The sequence below is a fragment of the Flavobacterium sp. NLM genome (assembly GCF_002210235.1).
GTDB lineage: Bacteria > Bacteroidota > Bacteroidia > Flavobacteriales > Flavobacteriaceae > Flavobacterium > Flavobacterium panici.
In genome coordinates, this window is the sequence record NZ_LIAC01000007.1 from 225,642 (window position 1) to 242,620 (window position 16,979).

Below are 16,979 nucleotides of genomic sequence, written 5' to 3' on the forward strand. Positions count from 1 at the left end.
CATGTTAATTTTGCACTCGCAAATAGAGAAGAATTAAATTTAATTGAATTAATTCCTTGTTTATTAATTAGTTATCATTTGTAAAAATAACGATTAGTTTCTCGGAATTTTATCTGCATATATGAAGATATTTTCCTTATAGCATTTTTATCTATTTTGAATTAGTACCCTTTTAGTAAGAATTATAAGGATTATCAACCGTCTAATTGAGTTTAGGCGGTTTTTTTATTTGTAAAAATTACACTACATTTTTTAATGTTAAAACGAAATAAAATCTTGTTAAAATTAATTTAATTTTATAAGTTGCGCCCCTTAATTCAAATAAACTATAATGAAAAGAAAAATTAAAGGGCTGTTAGTTCTGGTATTTGTTCTTACAACGCATTTATTTTTTGCGCAGGAAAGAACGATATCTGGGATTGTATCAGATAATGCAGGAATGCCATTGCCTGGTGTGAATGTTTTAGTGAAAGGGACAAAAAATGGAACGCAAACTGATTTAGACGGTAAGTACTCGATCAAGGCATCTTCGAATCAAGTTTTGGTATTTAACTACATCGGAATGAAAACTCAGGAATTATCTGCTGGTTCAACTTCTATAAATGTAAAATTAAAAGATGATTCTGTAGAATTAGAAGGCGTAGTTGTTACTGCTTTAGGAATAAAAAGATCAGAAAAGACACTTGGATATGCAGTATCGAAAATAAATTCTGATGAAATTAGCAGATCAGGAGAACAAAATGTTATGCAGGCATTAGCAGGAAAAGCTGCCGGTGTACAAGTGGTTGGATCTGGAGGAACACCAGGTGCTTCTAGTAAGATTATTATTAGGGGAGTTAATACAATTACAGGAAGCTCTGATCCATTAATTGTAGTAGATGGAGTTCCAATTGACAATAGTACTAGTCAAACTAGTGCAGGAGATAATCCTTTTAATGCAAATTTATCTGGTATTAATAATTCTAACCGTGCATTAGATATAAATCCAGATGATATCGAAAGTGTATCAGTACTTAAAGGTCCTGCGGCTGCAGCGTTATACGGAGAGCGAGCAGGTAACGGAGTTATTATTTATACAACTAAAAAAGGAAAAGCCGGAAAAGGTTTAGGTATTGATTATTCTACTTCATTAGCAATTGATAAAGTTAGTCAATTGCCAGCAAGACAAAATAAATATGTTCAAGGTGGTTTAAATCCTAAAACAGGTATTCCTGAATATAATGGAGGAACTCCACAAAGCTGGGGACCATCTGCAGAATCTCTTGGGATGCCAATGTATAATAATACAAGGAATTTCTTTAAAGAAGGTTTGACATTTACAAATAACATATCTTTTTATGGTGGTGATGAAAAAGCCGTCTATAGGGCTTCTTACGGAAATGTAACTCAAACAGGTATGATTCCTGAAACTGGTTTAAAAAGAAACACTTTAAGAGTTGTTGGGGATTTAAAAATTAATAATAAGTGGAAAACAGGAGGAAGTCTGCAATATACCCATACAACAAATACGTTAGCTCAAAACGGAAGTAATTCTTCTGGAGTGATGTTAAGTTTACTTCGTTCTCCTGGAAACTATGATCTAAGAAATTATAAAGATGCCGAAGGAAATAATATGAACTATTATTCTTCTTACGATAATCCTTATTTTACTGTTAACGAAAACCCAGCAACAAGTGATGTAAATCGTGTTTTTGGAAATATGTATTTAACCTATTCACCTGATACATGGTTATCTTTAACTGCAAAAGGTGGAATAGATGCTTATTCAGATTATCGAAAACAAGTTTATGCAATTTCATCTAATGGAGATAATCTAAGAGGAACTGGAGAAGTTGCCTTTAATAATATTAATAATAAACAATTTTACGGAGATTTTATAGCAAGCGGATTATTGCCTTTGAAATCAGAATGGTTTAAAATAAATTACACAGCAGGTCTTAATTTGCGTTCATCTCAAAATACAGATGTGTTTTCAAGAGGTAAAGAACTTGCAGTAAGAGGAGTATATAATTTATCAAATGCAACACAATTATATGCATCAAATGTAGAATCAGATATTATGTCCAGAGCTTTATTTGGACAATTAGAATTTGATATTAAAAATCAAGTTTTTGTTACAGGATCTCTTAGAAAAGAATGGTCCTCAACTTACGGAACTGATGCTAATAGTGCATTATTTCCATCAGCATCTGCTTCATGGGTTTTATCAAGTTCATTTGATTTGCCAGAATGGACAACTTTTGCAAAAGTAACTTATGGATATGGAGAAGTTGGTATTGCGCCGCAAGCCTATAAAACAATTAGTACCTATTCACAGCCATTTATGACTGATGGATTTACTGATGGATTAAGTTTTCCATATAATGGAGTTAATGGTATGGGGCTTTCAGGTACTTTAGGAAATCAGCAGTTAAAACCTGAAAGAGTTTTAGGTCATGAAGTTGGTTTAAACACTAAATTTTTTGAAAATCGTTTGACTTTCGATGTAAATCTATATTATAAAACTTCTAAAGATTTATTAATAAATGTTCCATTGCCACAATCAAGCGGATTTGCTGTTGTTTATCAAAATGCGGCTGAATTAGTTAACAAAGGTGTTGAGGTTGAATTAGGTTATGATGTTTTCAAAAAAGGGAAGCCATTACAATGGAATATTAATTTGAATTGGGCTAAAAACGAAAATAAAGTGACTGATATTTATGGAGGCTTAGATGAAATTTCTATTGAAACAGCTTTTGGATCAATTGGTTACTATGCTGTAAAAGGACAGCCATTAGGAAGTTTCTATGGTACAAAATGGGAACGTGATGAAAATGGACAAAAAATAATAGGATCTAATGGTTTGCCAATAATTGCTGACGAAACAGGAAATTTAGGTAATTCAGCTCCTAAATGGACAGGAGGAATTAGAAATACATTCACTTATAAAAGGGTTACTTTGTCAGGATTATTAGATTTCAGACACGGAGGAGTTGTGTATAATGGCACATTAGCAAGACTGCACAATTTTGGTGTTTCTGAAGCTTCAGCAGATAGAGAACATAACTATATTATTGACGGTGTGAAAGAAGATGGTACTCCAAATAATATTGCAATTTCAGCTAAAGATTATTACCAAAAATATTTAGGTGATGGAGGAGGAGCTTCTGAAGAAGCAGTAACAGATGTAAATTGGATAAGATTGCGTGACGTGACATTAAGTTATGACTTCAATGTGAAAAAATTTACTGCAATTAATTCAGCTCAATTATCATTTACGGGTAGAAACTTGTGGTTAAATACCAATTATAAAGGCGTTGATCCTGAAACTAGTTTAACAGGTGCAGGTTCAAGAATTAATGGATTGGATTATTTTAATAACCCAGGCAGCAAATCATTTATAATGACTCTTAAAGTGGGATTCTAAATTTTAAATTTAAAAGAAATGAAAAAATATATAAAAAGTTTAATCTTGACAGCTTTAAGCGTCGGGATGCTTTCAAGTTGTCAATCTGAATTGGATCATTTTAATGAAAACCCAAATGATCCTATGTCAAGCAATCCAAGTTTATTATTAGCCGCGATGGAAGTTTCGACTTTTTCAACACATACATCAGGTTTAATTAGAACTTCTAATATTTTTGATCAGCATCTTGCAGGAACTAGTATAGGTCAATTGGGAGATATTCAGCGTTATTTTATTAGTGAGCAAGATGTTAATAACGAATGGAATACTTTATATGGCACAACTTTGATGAATGGTCATATCTTAACACGTGATTTTGCACCTGAGTATCCATATTATACAGGTATGGGACAGATATTAACGGCTATAAATTTAGGATATGCAACTGATCTTTGGGGAGACGTTCCATATGATGAAGCTTTTAAGGCTGATCAAGGAAATAGAACTCCTAAATACAATACTCAGGAAGAAATTTATCAAAGGCTGCAAGCAATTCTTGATGAAGCGATTTTAAACCTGCAAAAACCTGTTTCAAATAATCTTTCTGTCCCAGCTAAAGATGATTATATCTTTAATGGAGATACAAAAAAATGGATTCAAATTGCTTATGTTTTAAAAGCAAGATATTCATTAAGATTAACAGAAGTTGATACGCAGGCAGCTCAAAAAGCATTAGAATATGTTGTGGCTTCAGGAATGAGTTCAAATAATAATGATGCAAATACTTTTTTCCCAGGTACTTCAAATGGGCTTAATCAATGGTATGCTTTTAATGAAAGCCGGGTAAATTATCTTAAGACAGGAGCTTATTTTGTTAATTCCTTAAAAGACTCTAACGATCCAAGATTGTCATTTGCAATTGCAAAAGATAAAAATGGTAATTATACTGGTAATGCTGCAGATGATTTAGATACAACTTCATCCTCCTATATTGGTTTGGCATTTGCAGATGAAACATCTTCAATCGGTATTGTTACCTATGCTGAAGCTAAATTTATTGAAGCTGAGGCGAAGTTTAGATTAGGACAAGATGCAAAACCAGCATTACAACAAGCTGTTGCTGCTTCGGTACTAAAAATTACAGGCAGTACTGCAAAAACAGAATTTTTATCTGCTGTAACTACAACGGTAAATTTAGAAACTATTATTCGGCAAAAATATCTGGCTCTTTTCTTAACTATGGAACCTTATAATGACTATAGAAGAACTGGATTTCCTGTATTAGTTCCAAACCAGTCTTCACAGACAAAGATTATTCCTGTAAGACTTCCAACTCCATCAGATGAAAGACAATATAATCCAAATGCTACAGTAGTTAGTAATGTAACGACTAATGTTTGGTGGGATAAAAATTAACCAATTTTAGTATAGAGTAAAAAAAGCCGGTAATCTTAAAATTACCGGCTTTTTTACAACTAACACAAACATTTTTTATTTTACGAACTTGTCGATAATTGCATCAGATTCTGCTTTTGTTGCAGTTGGTTTTAAATCAAACAAAAGAGAATAAAGCGCTTTTCTATCAACCTTAGCTTCTAAGTTTAAGTCTTTATGTCTGTCGAAAAGAGTCTGCCATTTGTCACGAACATTTTTCCAAAGCGCATTGTTTTCTTTCCACCATTTTTGAGCAGCAATACATTTGATGTCTGGAACTTTAGTATAAACATCAAACCCTTTTTCCTGCGCTAACAAAACATCTTTTCCAGCATCGTCACGGATAAGTTTATCATTATCCTGCTCATGATTCCATCCTGTAGCGGTGATTTCATGAATGTTTCTTCTTTTTAAAACATTATAGTCATTACGTTTTGTCTGCTCTCTTCTTGGAAGCGGCGCATCAGCAACATTAGACCAGTAATCTTGTCCGTCAACATGTACCCAAGTTGAAGATCCTTCATATCTTGGACTGTCATCTACCTGATATACTTTTTGAGTCCACTGTCCTTTAACAGCTTTCTTGTCCAGTTTTTTATATTTCCAGGATGTTCCTTTATCAAAAGAATATAAGTCTGTGTTTTCAAATAACCAATCTTGTCTCCAGTGTTTGATAATCATATCATCACTTACGATTAATAAGTGCTGCATAACTATTTTGTTTGGAGTATCTTCTAACAATTCTACCCATTCTAAAGCAGATTCATGTTTAGTCTGTGAAGGTTTGTATGTAGCCGAATCTTTAGCATATTGAAAAGTTTCTGCAAAGTTGAACTTCACTTCATAACAACCACACATAGATTTAATTGATTTTATGTCTTGTTGTTTCTTGTCCTGACTAAAACCAAGACCACATGTCAAAGCCATAATGGCTGATAAATAAAGGCTTTTTGAAATCATAACTTATTATTTGTTTTTAATTTTTGCAAATATATAAATTTTATTTAGAACAATTAAAAATAGTTATATATTTGCATCGATTATTAAGACTGAATAAAAATAATGAAAATAAAACTATCCCTTTTTGCTGTATTAACTTTCTGTCAAATCTTATTTGCACAGCAAAAAGATACTATTGCGTCTCAAGAAAAACTATCTGAAGTGGTTGTTACAGGGCAATTAGAACCGCAATCAATAAAGAAATCAGTATTTAATGTTCGAGTGATTTCAAAAGAGACTATAAAACAATTGGCCGCAAATAACCTTTCGGATGTTTTAAATCAATATTTAAATATTACTATTAAAACTAGTGGAGAAGATGGACGTTCAACAGTCTCAATGTTTGGTCTGGATTCACAATATTTTAAAATTTTAGTTGACAATATTCCTTTAGTAAGTGATACTGGAATGGGGACAAATGTCGATTTAACTCAGGTAAACCTTGATGATGTTGAGCGTATCGAAATTATTGAAGGTTCAATGGGAGTTACACATGGAGCAAATGCTGTCAGTGGTGTTTTAAATATCATAACCAAAAAAGGAGGTGGATATAAATGGCAGATAGCAGCAACTGTTCAGGAAGAAACCGTTGGTAAGGAATATGCTTTGTTTGACAAAGGCCGCCATATTCAGTCAGCTAAAATAGCACACAATTTTAATGAAAATTGGTTTATAAATGTTGGAGGAAATCGTAATGACTTTGCAGGATATTTTGATAATAGAGAAGGTAAAGATTACGATTTAAACGATGGCTTAAGAGGGTATACGCAGCTGCCAAAACAACAATTGGTAGGAAATGCAATTTTAGGTTATCAAAAAAATGACTTTAAGATTTTCTACAAATTTGATTACTACGGAGAAAATGTTCATTATTACAATCCAATCTTAATTCCTCAGGATAATTATCCTTTTCCAGAGACTTATTTTGCAAATGACAGACGTTATATTACCAACCGTTATTTTCATCACTTAAATTCTAACGGAAAACTTTTCTCTAAATTAAATTATAACATCTCAGTTTCTGAACAAAAACAAGAACGTGATGTAGAGAAATTCAATTATCAAATTGATACAGGAAATGAATTTGATAATCAGAGACAAACCTATCAGTCTAAAGAAGTCTTTTATTCTACAGGAACTTTAAGTAATTTCTTTGATAGTAAAAAAGTTGATTTTCAATTGGGATATGAGATAACAAATGAAAATGGGTTTTATGATGCAACGGCCGGAACCTTTAAAGATGATAACCAGCAGTTGACAGATATTAGAAGGAAATTCGAAAATTACGACATTTTTACGGTAGCCGAAATTAATTTGACAGACAAATTCTCTATTCGTCCAGGAATTCGCTATTCTTTTCAATCGTATTTTGACAATCAATATGCAAGTTCTTTAGGTTTAAGATATCTATTTAAAAAAGGTTTAGAAGCTAGAGCTTCAGTTGGAAAAGCTTATCGTACACCAAATTTTGATGAATTATACACCTATTTTGTAGATTCAAATCATAATCTTCAAGGTAATCCGGACTTAGTTCCAGAGCAAAGTACTTCTTATGAATTGAGTTTTAAAAGATCTTGTCTTCTCAATTCAGGAGCTCAGATAGCAAATAATCTGGCGGTAACTTATATGGATGTGGATGATAGAATTGATTTGGTAATGACTCAGGCAACTCCCACTCAAAATTACAGATATGTAAATATCAATAAATATAAAATGTGGAATGTTTCAACCACAGAACAATATTCTTATAAAAATTGGAACGTTCAAGTTGGTGCTGCTTTAGTTGGAATCTCTCGAAAATTAGATTTAGCAGCTGTGAATGTAACTTCAGATGATAAATTCTTGTATTCATTACGTTTAAATTCCAACATTTCATACAACATACCTAAATGGAATACTTTGATTGCTTTGTTCTATAAATATAATGGAGAACAACAACAATTTGTAGCAGGAACAGATACAGATGGAAGTACTAAATTCTTTTTAAGTCAAATAAAACCTTATAGCTGGATGGATGCCTCTATTCGTAAATTATTCTTTAAGAATCAATTTGAAGTAACTGTTGGAGCTAGAAACTTATTTGACATTACAAGTGTGCAGACGATTCAAAATGGAGGAGGTTCCGCTGGAGGAGGAGCTCATGCTTCTGGAAGTTCAGATTTGCTGTTGGGATATGGGCGCTCCTATTTTCTTAAACTTACGTATAACCTAAATTTTAATTAATATATAAATACCATGAAAAAAAACTTTATTTTAATCCTTTCTTTCGTTTTACTTGCTTTTACAGCTTGTAATAGTGACGATGATGCACCTGTTGTAAATTCAATTGCTTTTGCAGCAACTTCAGTTAACTTAACTGCTGCAGCAACTCCAATCGAAATAAAATTTGCTACTCCTACAGCTGCTGCGGGAACTGTAACATTATCATTTGTTGAAACGGATGTTGTTAGTGGTACAGATTTTACAACTTTACCAGCTGCTACAGCAAAAACGGTAGTAGTTCCTTTTGGACAAAATGTTTCTTCTGTAAGTTTTACTTTTAACAAATTAAAAGATGCTGTTGAAGGTGAAAATAAAACTAAAAAAGTTGTTTTTACAATTGTAAGTGCTACTATCAATACTACAATTGCTGAAAACAAATCTATCCAGGTAAACTTTACAGAAACTGCTTCTTTAGGAAGTGCTTTGTCTCCGGAAGTTGGAGGTTCTTTACAGCCAAATCAAGTTTATGTTGATTTGAGCAGCGGAACTATGACAAAAGTTGTTAGAACATCTTGGGATTTAGGATTCTATTCAGGAGATAAATTTAGAGTAGTATTAAACAGCTCTTTAAAAATGGCAGCTAAAGTATTAGCAACTTCAAACATTGATGAAGTTCAGGTAGCTGATGAGACCATGATTATTTCTCAAGGACAAGGAAATGCAAGTCAAATTGATGATCCAACTGGAGATTTTACTAAAACAACTGCTATTGCTGAAGTTTCTGCTACAGATTCTGAAAACAAAGTTTACTTAATCAATATGGGAAGTAATCCTTCAACAACTACACCTGCTTCAGGATCTGAAGGATCTGCTGGAGGAACTTCAAGAGGATGGAAAAAAATCAGAGTTTTGAAAAGTGGAAACGATTATAAAGTTCAATACGCTGATATTGCTGCAACAACTCATAGCGAAGTTATAGTGTCTAAAAATGCGGCATTCAACTTTACATTCTTTAGTTTATTAGACAAGAAAACAGTTGATGTTGAGCCCCAAAAAGCACAATGGGATCTTAACTTTACAACATTTACAAATATAATTCCAGGCGCTACACCTACACCTTACTATTACCCGGATTTTGTATTGAGTAACTTAAAAGGTGGTGCAAAAGCATACCAGGTACTTACAACTGCTTTTACATATGATGCATTTACATTAGCAAATGTTGATAATGCTAAATTTACAGAAGACCAAAGAAATATTGGTTCAAACTGGAGAAGTACAAGTGCAGTAGGTGCTGATGGAATTCCTGTTTCTCAATTTGTATTAAAAACGGATCGTTTCTTCGTAGTTAAAGATCCTGCAGGAAATATTTATAAATTGAAATTTACTGGTGGAGCTAGCGCAACAGGTGAAAGAGGTTTCCCTAAATTTCAATACGCTATCTTAAAATAATTGATAATGAAGAATCTAAAAAAAATATAAAGATTATTTCATTCTAGTTTATGATGTTTCAGCATCAAAAATTTAGTTAATCATTAGCTTTGTTTTTTTTATTTTTTTTTGATTTAGAGGTTAGATTTATCTAACCTCTTTTTTTTATTTCTTTATTATTAAAAATGAATGTTTAATTCTATCTTTGTCTACATTTACATATTGCGAATTAATAGGAATTTTACAATAATTTTTAATTTTCGTAGTTGTTTCTTTTAAATTTATTTAATTAAGTGAATACTAAGTCATATTTCTTTCAGTCTTTTGCAATTGTAGCATTAGCATTTATTGCTTTTATTGGTTTTAAACAAATCTTACCAGATAAAATTTTTTCTGATAGTAAAGTAGATCCCAAAAATGTACTTATAGACAGCCTGCTTCTGGAGTCAGTAGCAAAAGATTCATTGTCCTTAAAAAGCGACAGCATCGAAGAAAGCGAGCGTAAATTAGGCCAGCAGAAAATTGTTTACGATGCTTCAGAAGGAATTGAATTCCCATCAGAAACCTTCGATAATTACAAAGGATATCAATATCTGATTTCTTTTTACGAAAAATTATATCAATTAGAACAGAATCCGCAAAGGCATGTTAGAATTGCTTATTACGGAGATTCTATGACCGATGGAGATTTAATTGTTCAGGATGTGCGTAACAATTATCAGGACCGTTTTGGCGGGAACGGAGTTGGTTTCGTATCCATAACTTCAGAATCTGCAGCGTCAAGAGGTTCTGTTAAAGCCACCTATTCTAAAAACTGGAAAACACAATCATATTTAAATGTAAAAAGACCTGCAAGCCCTTTTGGTGTAAACGGACATGTGTTTTTTGCAAATGACCAGACAAACCCAACCTGGGTTCAATATGAAGCAGGACTTCCAAAACATACAACAACTTTAGATAATCCAACCTTATTTTATGGGAGATCATCTAAAAGAGGAAACGTAAATTTCATTATCGGAAAAGATACCTTGAAAAAAAGTCTTACTCCAAACAATTTGGTAAACACTTTAAAAGTTACTTCGGGAAGTATAAAAGCTTTCAAAGCAAACTTTATTCATGCCGATTCAATTCCAATTTACGGATTTAATTTTGATAACGGAATTGGTGTTCACGTTGATAATTTCTCTCAAAGAGGAAATTCAGGACTGCCAATTTCTATGTTTGATGCCAGCGTAATGCAAGCCTTTGATAATAACCTGAAATACGATTTAATCGTACTTCACTACGGAACTAACGTATTGAATTACGGAACCAAAAACTATTTCTGGTACGAAAAAGGAATGACAAAAACGGTAAATAAAATAAAAGAATCATTTCCGGGAGTTTCTATTTTAATTGTTTCAACAGCAGATAAATCGACTAAATATGATTTAGAAATGAAAACTGATTCTGCAGTTGTTCCTTTAATGAAAGCACAGAAAAAGTATGCTTTAGAAACCGAATCAGGATTTGTAAATTTATATACCTTAATGGGGGGTGACGGATCGATGGTAAAATGGGTAGATGAATCTCCTGCAAAAGCCAATAAAGATTACACACATTTTAACCAAAGAGGCGCAAAAGCAATTGGTAATTTGTTATACAGTCAGTTAAATAACGGATACGAACAATATAAAATTTTACGTCAAAAACGTGAAACAGGCGTTAGACCTAAAGCGATTAGAAAACCCAAAGCAGATTCCGTCTCTGTAGAAAAAGATAGCGTAAATGAATAAACTTATTATTTTCTTTTGTTGTCTGTTTTTCTCAACAAATGATAAACCGCAAAATCCAGTTTCACCTCCAATAACTAAAAATATGGTTAGTAAAGTCGATTCAACAACAGTTGAATCTTTCAACGGAAATAATATTTACAATGTGAAAGCTTTAGAAAGTTTTTTTAAGAAATTAAAAGACAATGAAAGCGATAACAATCAAAAAATAAATATTGTTCATATTGGAGATTCTCACATTCAGGGAGATTTAATGACCAATGAAATCAGGAAAAATCTGCAAAGAAAATTTGGAAATGCCGGCCGCGGATTAGTTTTTCCGTACCAATTGGCTAAAACAAACGGATCTTACAACGAGCGTTTTCGCTGCAACAGAGTTTGGGAAACCTATCGAAATATTTATCCGGTTAGAAATTATCCTGTTGGTTTAAGTGGAATTGGACTTTGGAGAGATTCCGGCGGATTTGTTTTAGAACTGAATATTAAAGATCCGGTATATAAGTTCAATTCAATAAAAATAATAACACCTCAAAATGAAGACATGTTTGATTTGTCAACAGCATCTCAAACCAAATTTATTGAAACAGCAGAACCTAAAATAATCAAGCATAAAATTAAAAAAGGAGAAGCAATCTCTGTAATTGCAGATAAATATAATGTTTCGATTGCCGAAATAAAAAGAGCAAATTCGCTAAAATCAAATAACATTCGTGCAGGAAGAATATTAAGAATTCCGACAAACGAAACACAATCCAGAAATATAAAAACATCTGAATATGTTTCTTTAAACATGGAATCTGATTCGTATTCACATTATTATAATTCAGAAAAAGCGTTAGATAAGATTTATTTGATTCCGAATAAAAAAGCTTCAAAATTTGAACTAAACGGAATTGTTTTAGAAAAAGATGCGCCGGGATTAATCTACAGCGGCATTGGAGTAAACGGAGCAAAATATTCAGATTATAATAAATATCCGTTGTTTTTTGAGCAGTTAAAAGCTTTGCATCCAGATATGTTGGTATTTTCACTCGGAACAAATGAAAGTTATGAGAAACTGGAATCAGGAAATTACATCAAACAGTTAAGAGAATTTATAAGCAACTTAAAAGCGCAGAATATAAATGTTCCAATAATTGTAATGACACCGCCGCCGTCTCTGCTTAGAAAAAGACCGAATACATTCATTCAAGATTACACCAAGCAAATTATTGAAATCGCACAAACTGATGGTTTTGCCGTTTGGGATTTATATGATGAATTTGGCGGAATGGAAGGAATTCGAAATCTAAAATCGGCAAAATTAATTGGTCCTGATTGGGTTCATTATTCTAAAAAAGGATACGAAAAACAAGGAAATTTGTTTTCAGAGGCATTTTTAAAAGCATACGATAATTTTAAATTAAAGAAGTAAGTTGATAACAATAGATAACATCAATAATTGGTTCGTCCAAAATTTTGGTGCAATTACAATAGAACAAGTTAAAAGCTGGTTTGTTTATAATCCAGACGAAAAACTATTATTTAATACAGGTTTATTCTTAGGATTATTTCTCGTTTTTTATTTTGTGTACGGCTTTTTACGCAAAACATTTTATTTAAGATTAACGTACGTTATTCTCTTCTCGCTTTTCTTTTATTATAAGTCAAGCGGAATTTACTTTTTGCTGTTATTACTTTCTTCAGTTGTAGATTATGGCTTGAGCCAAATTATCTATAAAGAAACAAAAGTCGCTACCAAGAAAGTATATTTGGTAATTAGTGTAATCCTGAATTTGGGATTATTAGGGTATTTCAAGTACATGAATTTCATGATTGGAACATATAACGATATGTTCAACGGACATTTTAAATTTCATGATATTTTCCTTCCGGTCGGAATTTCATTTTACACTTTCCAATCGATGAGTTACATTATCGAGATTTACCGTGAAGAAATTAAACCAACGAAAAACTACATTGAATATTTATTTTTCGTTTCGTTTTTCCCACAGTTAGTTGCCGGGCCAATCGTGCGCGCAAAAGATTTTCTGCCGCAGATTTATCAAAAACTAAACTTAACAAGACAAGATGTAAACAATGCCTTGTTTTTGATTATTGGCGGATTAATTAAAAAAACGGTAATTTCAAATTATATCTCCATAAACTTTGTAGATCGCGTTTTTGATACGCCTTTAAATTACACTTCATTCGAAAATTTAATGGCATCTTACGGATATGCCATCCAGATTTATTGCGACTTTTCAGGATATTCAGATATGGCAATCGGTATTGCTTTATTATTAGGATTCAAATTACCAGCCAACTTTAGAACGCCATATAAATCAACTTCGATTACAGATTTCTGGAGAAGATGGCACATTTCGCTTTCAACCTGGTTAAAAGATTTCTTATACATTTCGATTGGTGGAAACAGAGAAGGTTCATTTGCCGGATTCTTATTCCCAAGTTTATTCTTCTTCGGATTATTGCTTTGGGGAATCACAAGTTACAATACAAGTATAATTCCGTTGATTATTGCTTCAATTTCGATTGCGCTATTTTGTTTATCATTTCTGCTTTCCAGCAAAAGAAAACAAACTTTAGTAACCAATCTAAATCTTTTCACCACAATGCTTTTAGGCGGATTGTGGCACGGAGCAGGAGCGCAATTTATTGTTTGGGGAGCTTTACACGGATTAGCTTTAGCGGTTCACAAAATTTTCCTTGAATTTTTTCCTTCTAAAAAAGACGGAAAAAGTAATTTCTTATGGAGATTTTTCTCGATTCTAATTACATTCCATTTTGTAGTTTTCTGCTGGATCTTTTTCCGCGCCAGAGATTTCGAAACAGCCTTGCAGGTAATCAATAATATTGGTCAGTTAACTTTCGAACCACAAAACTGGAAAGCAATTGTTTTAGGATATAAAAACGTGTTCTTATTAATGTTATTCGGATATGTTTGGCATTTTTTACCAGAAGTTATTACTGACAAAATGAAATTGGTTTTCGATAAAACACCATTACTAATAAAAGCAATAATTCTGGGCTTCGTTTACTGGATCGTTTACGCAACAGCAGTTGCCGGTTCACAACCGTTCATATATTTCCAATTTTAAAATATAGCCACAAAGACACTAAGGCGCAAAGATTTTTATTCTTTGCGCTTTTTTTACTCTCGCAGATTTAGCAGATTTTTTTCATATTCTATCTAAAAAATAATCTGCCTATCTGCTAAATCTGCGAGAAAGAAAAAAATGACGCCTTGACAAGAAAAAACAAAATAAACTTTGTGTCTTTGTGCCTTCGTGGCAAAAAATTGCACATAAATAAAAATTGCCTGAAATATCTAATTAGATTATCTTTGCACTTCAAATAAAGAAAATAGTATGTTTGATAATTTAAGTGATAAGTTAGATAAAGCGTTCCATATATTAAAAGGACACGGTAAAATTACAGAAGTAAACGTTGCCGATACCTTAAAAGAAGTTCGTCGTGCCTTACTTGATGCCGATGTTAACTTTAAAATTGCTAAAGATTTTACAACCAAAGTAAAAGAAAAAGCAATTGGTCAGGACGTTTTAACAACGCTTCAGCCAGGACAATTATTGGTGAAGCTGGTAAAAGATGAGCTGACAGAATTAATGGGAGGTGATGTTGCCGGAATTAATTTATCTGGAAATCCAAGCATTATTTTAATGTCTGGACTTCAGGGTTCTGGTAAAACTACTTTCTCAGGAAAATTAGCCAATTTTTTAAAAACGAAGAAAAATAAAAAACCACTTCTTGTAGCGTGTGATATCTACCGTCCGGCGGCGATCAATCAGTTACATGTTGTAGGAGATCAAATAGGTGTTGAGGTTTACTCAGAACCAGAAAATAAAAATCCTGTTGAGATTGCACAAAACGCTATCAAACACGCAAAAGCAAACGGTTTCAATGTAGTTATTGTCGATACTGCAGGACGTTTAGCAGTAGATCAGGAAATGATGGACGAAATTGCACGTGTACACAAAGCAATTCAGCCACAAGAAACATTGTTCGTTGTCGACTCTATGACAGGACAAGATGCTGTAAACACAGCAAAAGCTTTCAACGATATCTTAAATTTTGATGGAGTTATCTTAACGAAATTAGATGGAGATACTCGTGGTGGAGCAGCAATCTCGATTAAATCGGTTGTAAACAAACCAATCAAATTTGTGGGTACGGGAGAGAAAATGGAAGCAATTGATGTTTTCTATCCGGATCGTATGGCTGAGCGTATTTTAGGTATGGGAGACGTTGTGTCTCTTGTAGAAAGAGCTCAGGAACAATTTGACGAAGAAGAAGCAAGAAAACTTCAAAAGAAAATCGCTAAAAACGAATTCGGTTTTGATGATTTCCTAACGCAGATTCAGCAAGTAAAGAAAATGGGTAATATGAAAGACTTGGTAGGAATGATACCAGGAGCTTCAAAAGCCATGAAAGATGTAGAAATAGAAGATGATGCTTTTAAACATATTGAAGCAATCATTCACTCCATGACACCGGGAGAAAGAAGCAAACCGGCCATAATCGACGTAAAAAGAAAAGCCAGAATCGCAAAAGGTTCCGGAACGAAAGTCGAGCAGGTAAATCAGTTAATGAAGCAGTTTGACCAAATGAGCAAGATGATGAAAATGATGCAAGGTCCGGGCGGAAAAAACCTGATGAAAATGATGGGAGGCATGAAAGGAATGCCAGGAGGAATGCCGAGATAAAATAATAAAAGTTTCAAGTTTCAGGTTTCAAGTTAAGAGACCAAAACTTGAAACTTTTTTAATTACATAAATATTTAAGCTTCGCAAGTAACGTGAAACATGAAACTTTAAACCTGAAACAAAAACAATGCAACTACTAGACGGTAAAAAAACATCTAACGACATTAAAAACGAAATTGCAGCCGAAGTTCAATCCATAAAAGCAGCCGGAGGAAAAGTACCTCATTTAGCAGCCGTTTTAGTTGGAACAAACGGAGCAAGTTTAACTTACGTAGGAAGTAAAGTAAAATCATGTCAGGAAATCGGATTTGATTCAACTTTAGTAAGTCTGCCGGAAACGATTACCGAAGATGAACTGCTTGCTAAAATTAAAGAACTAAACGAAGACGATAATCTGGACGGATATATCGTACAGCTTCCTTTACCAAAACATATCGACGAGCAAAAAATATTATTGGCAATCGATCCAGATAAAGACGTAGACGGATTTCATCCGACTAACTTTGGAAGAATGGCATTGGAAATGGAAAGCTTTATTCCGGCAACACCATTCGGAATTATGGAATTGTTAGAGCGTTACAAAGTAGAAACTTCAGGAAAACATACCGTTGTAATTGGAAGAAGCCACATTGTAGGCCGACCAATGAGTATTTTAATGAGCCGTAAAGGAAACCCGGGAGATTCGACAGTTACCTTAACACACAGCCGTACTAAAAACTTAGAAGAATACACTAAAAATGCTGACATTATTATTACAGCTTTAGGTGTTCCTGAATTTTTAAAAGCTGATATGGTAAAAGATGGAGTAACGATCATCGACGTTGGAATTACTCGCGTAGATGACGCATCAAACCCAAAAGGTTACGTTATAAAAGGTGACGTTGATTTTGACGGCGTAAGTAAAAAAGCCTCATTTATTACACCAGTTCCTGGTGGAGTAGGACCAATGACAATAGCTATGCTGTTAAAAAACACCCTTTTAGCACGCAAAATGAGAAGTGCAAAAAAATAAGCCAAAAAAGAATGAAAAATACA

Annotated in this window: 10 protein-coding genes; 9 read left to right on the plus strand and 1 reads right to left on the minus strand. The window is 33.1% G+C overall.

Going from position 1 to position 16,979, the window contains the following annotated elements:
* Nucleotides 1–331: 331 nt before the first annotated feature.
* A complete protein-coding gene (locus APR43_RS10625) occupies nucleotides 332–3,406 on the plus strand; it encodes a SusC/RagA family TonB-linked outer membrane protein (RefSeq protein ID WP_053472435.1) in 3,075 nt (1,024 codons plus the stop codon).
* 18 nt (nucleotides 3,407–3,424) lie between these two features.
* Nucleotides 3,425–4,801: a SusD/RagB family nutrient-binding outer membrane lipoprotein gene (locus APR43_RS10630; protein ID WP_053472434.1), complete on the plus strand. Its 1,377-nt coding sequence runs from the start codon at nucleotides 3,425–3,427 to the stop codon at nucleotides 4,799–4,801.
* A 75-nt stretch (nucleotides 4,802–4,876) separates the two neighbouring features.
* Here the strand turns inward: APR43_RS10630 and APR43_RS10635 are convergent, their stop codons facing one another.
* Entirely contained in the window at nucleotides 4,877–5,779 is a 903-nt protein-coding gene (locus APR43_RS10635; RefSeq protein WP_053472433.1) for a DUF6607 family protein, read from the minus strand.
* A gap of 102 nt (nucleotides 5,780–5,881) precedes the next feature.
* Here APR43_RS10635 and APR43_RS10640 point away from each other — a divergent pair, with 102 nt between their 5' ends.
* The 7 genes from APR43_RS10640 (at nucleotide 5,882) to APR43_RS10670 (ending at nucleotide 16,956) form a co-directional block, all read left to right on the plus strand.
* On the plus strand, nucleotides 5,882–8,041 hold the full coding sequence (locus APR43_RS10640; RefSeq protein WP_053472432.1) for a TonB-dependent receptor plug domain-containing protein: 2,160 nt from the start codon (nucleotides 5,882–5,884) through the stop codon (nucleotides 8,039–8,041).
* Between the two features lie 12 nt (nucleotides 8,042–8,053).
* The gene (locus APR43_RS10645; protein ID WP_053472431.1) at nucleotides 8,054–9,472 is read left to right on the plus strand and encodes an HmuY family protein; all 1,419 of its coding nucleotides are present in this window, start codon (nucleotides 8,054–8,056) and stop codon (nucleotides 9,470–9,472) included.
* Between the two features lie 272 nt (nucleotides 9,473–9,744).
* Nucleotides 9,745–11,226, plus strand: a complete 1,482-nt coding sequence (locus APR43_RS10650; RefSeq protein WP_053472430.1) for an SGNH/GDSL hydrolase family protein — start codon at nucleotides 9,745–9,747, stop codon at nucleotides 11,224–11,226.
* Complete coding sequence (locus APR43_RS10655) at nucleotides 11,219–12,637, plus strand: GDSL-type esterase/lipase family protein (protein WP_053472429.1); 1,419 nt, start codon at nucleotides 11,219–11,221, stop codon at nucleotides 12,635–12,637. The genes APR43_RS10650 and APR43_RS10655 overlap by 8 nt, the downstream gene beginning before the upstream one ends.
* 1 nt (nucleotide 12,638) lies before the next feature.
* Nucleotides 12,639–14,321 (plus strand): MBOAT family O-acyltransferase, encoded by a 1,683-nt coding sequence (locus APR43_RS10660; RefSeq protein ID WP_053472428.1) that lies wholly within the window; start codon nucleotides 12,639–12,641, stop codon nucleotides 14,319–14,321.
* A 270-nt stretch (nucleotides 14,322–14,591) separates the two neighbouring features.
* Nucleotides 14,592–15,944: a signal recognition particle protein gene (gene ffh, locus APR43_RS10665; RefSeq protein WP_053472427.1), complete on the plus strand. Its 1,353-nt coding sequence runs from the start codon at nucleotides 14,592–14,594 to the stop codon at nucleotides 15,942–15,944.
* Nucleotides 15,945–16,071: 127 nt separating this feature from the next.
* Nucleotides 16,072–16,956 carry a bifunctional 5,10-methylenetetrahydrofolate dehydrogenase/5,10-methenyltetrahydrofolate cyclohydrolase gene (locus APR43_RS10670; RefSeq protein ID WP_053472426.1) on the plus strand — a complete coding sequence of 295 codons (885 nt, stop codon included), beginning with the start codon at nucleotides 16,072–16,074 and terminating at the stop codon, nucleotides 16,954–16,956.
* The last annotated feature ends 23 nt before the right edge of the window (nucleotides 16,957–16,979 follow it).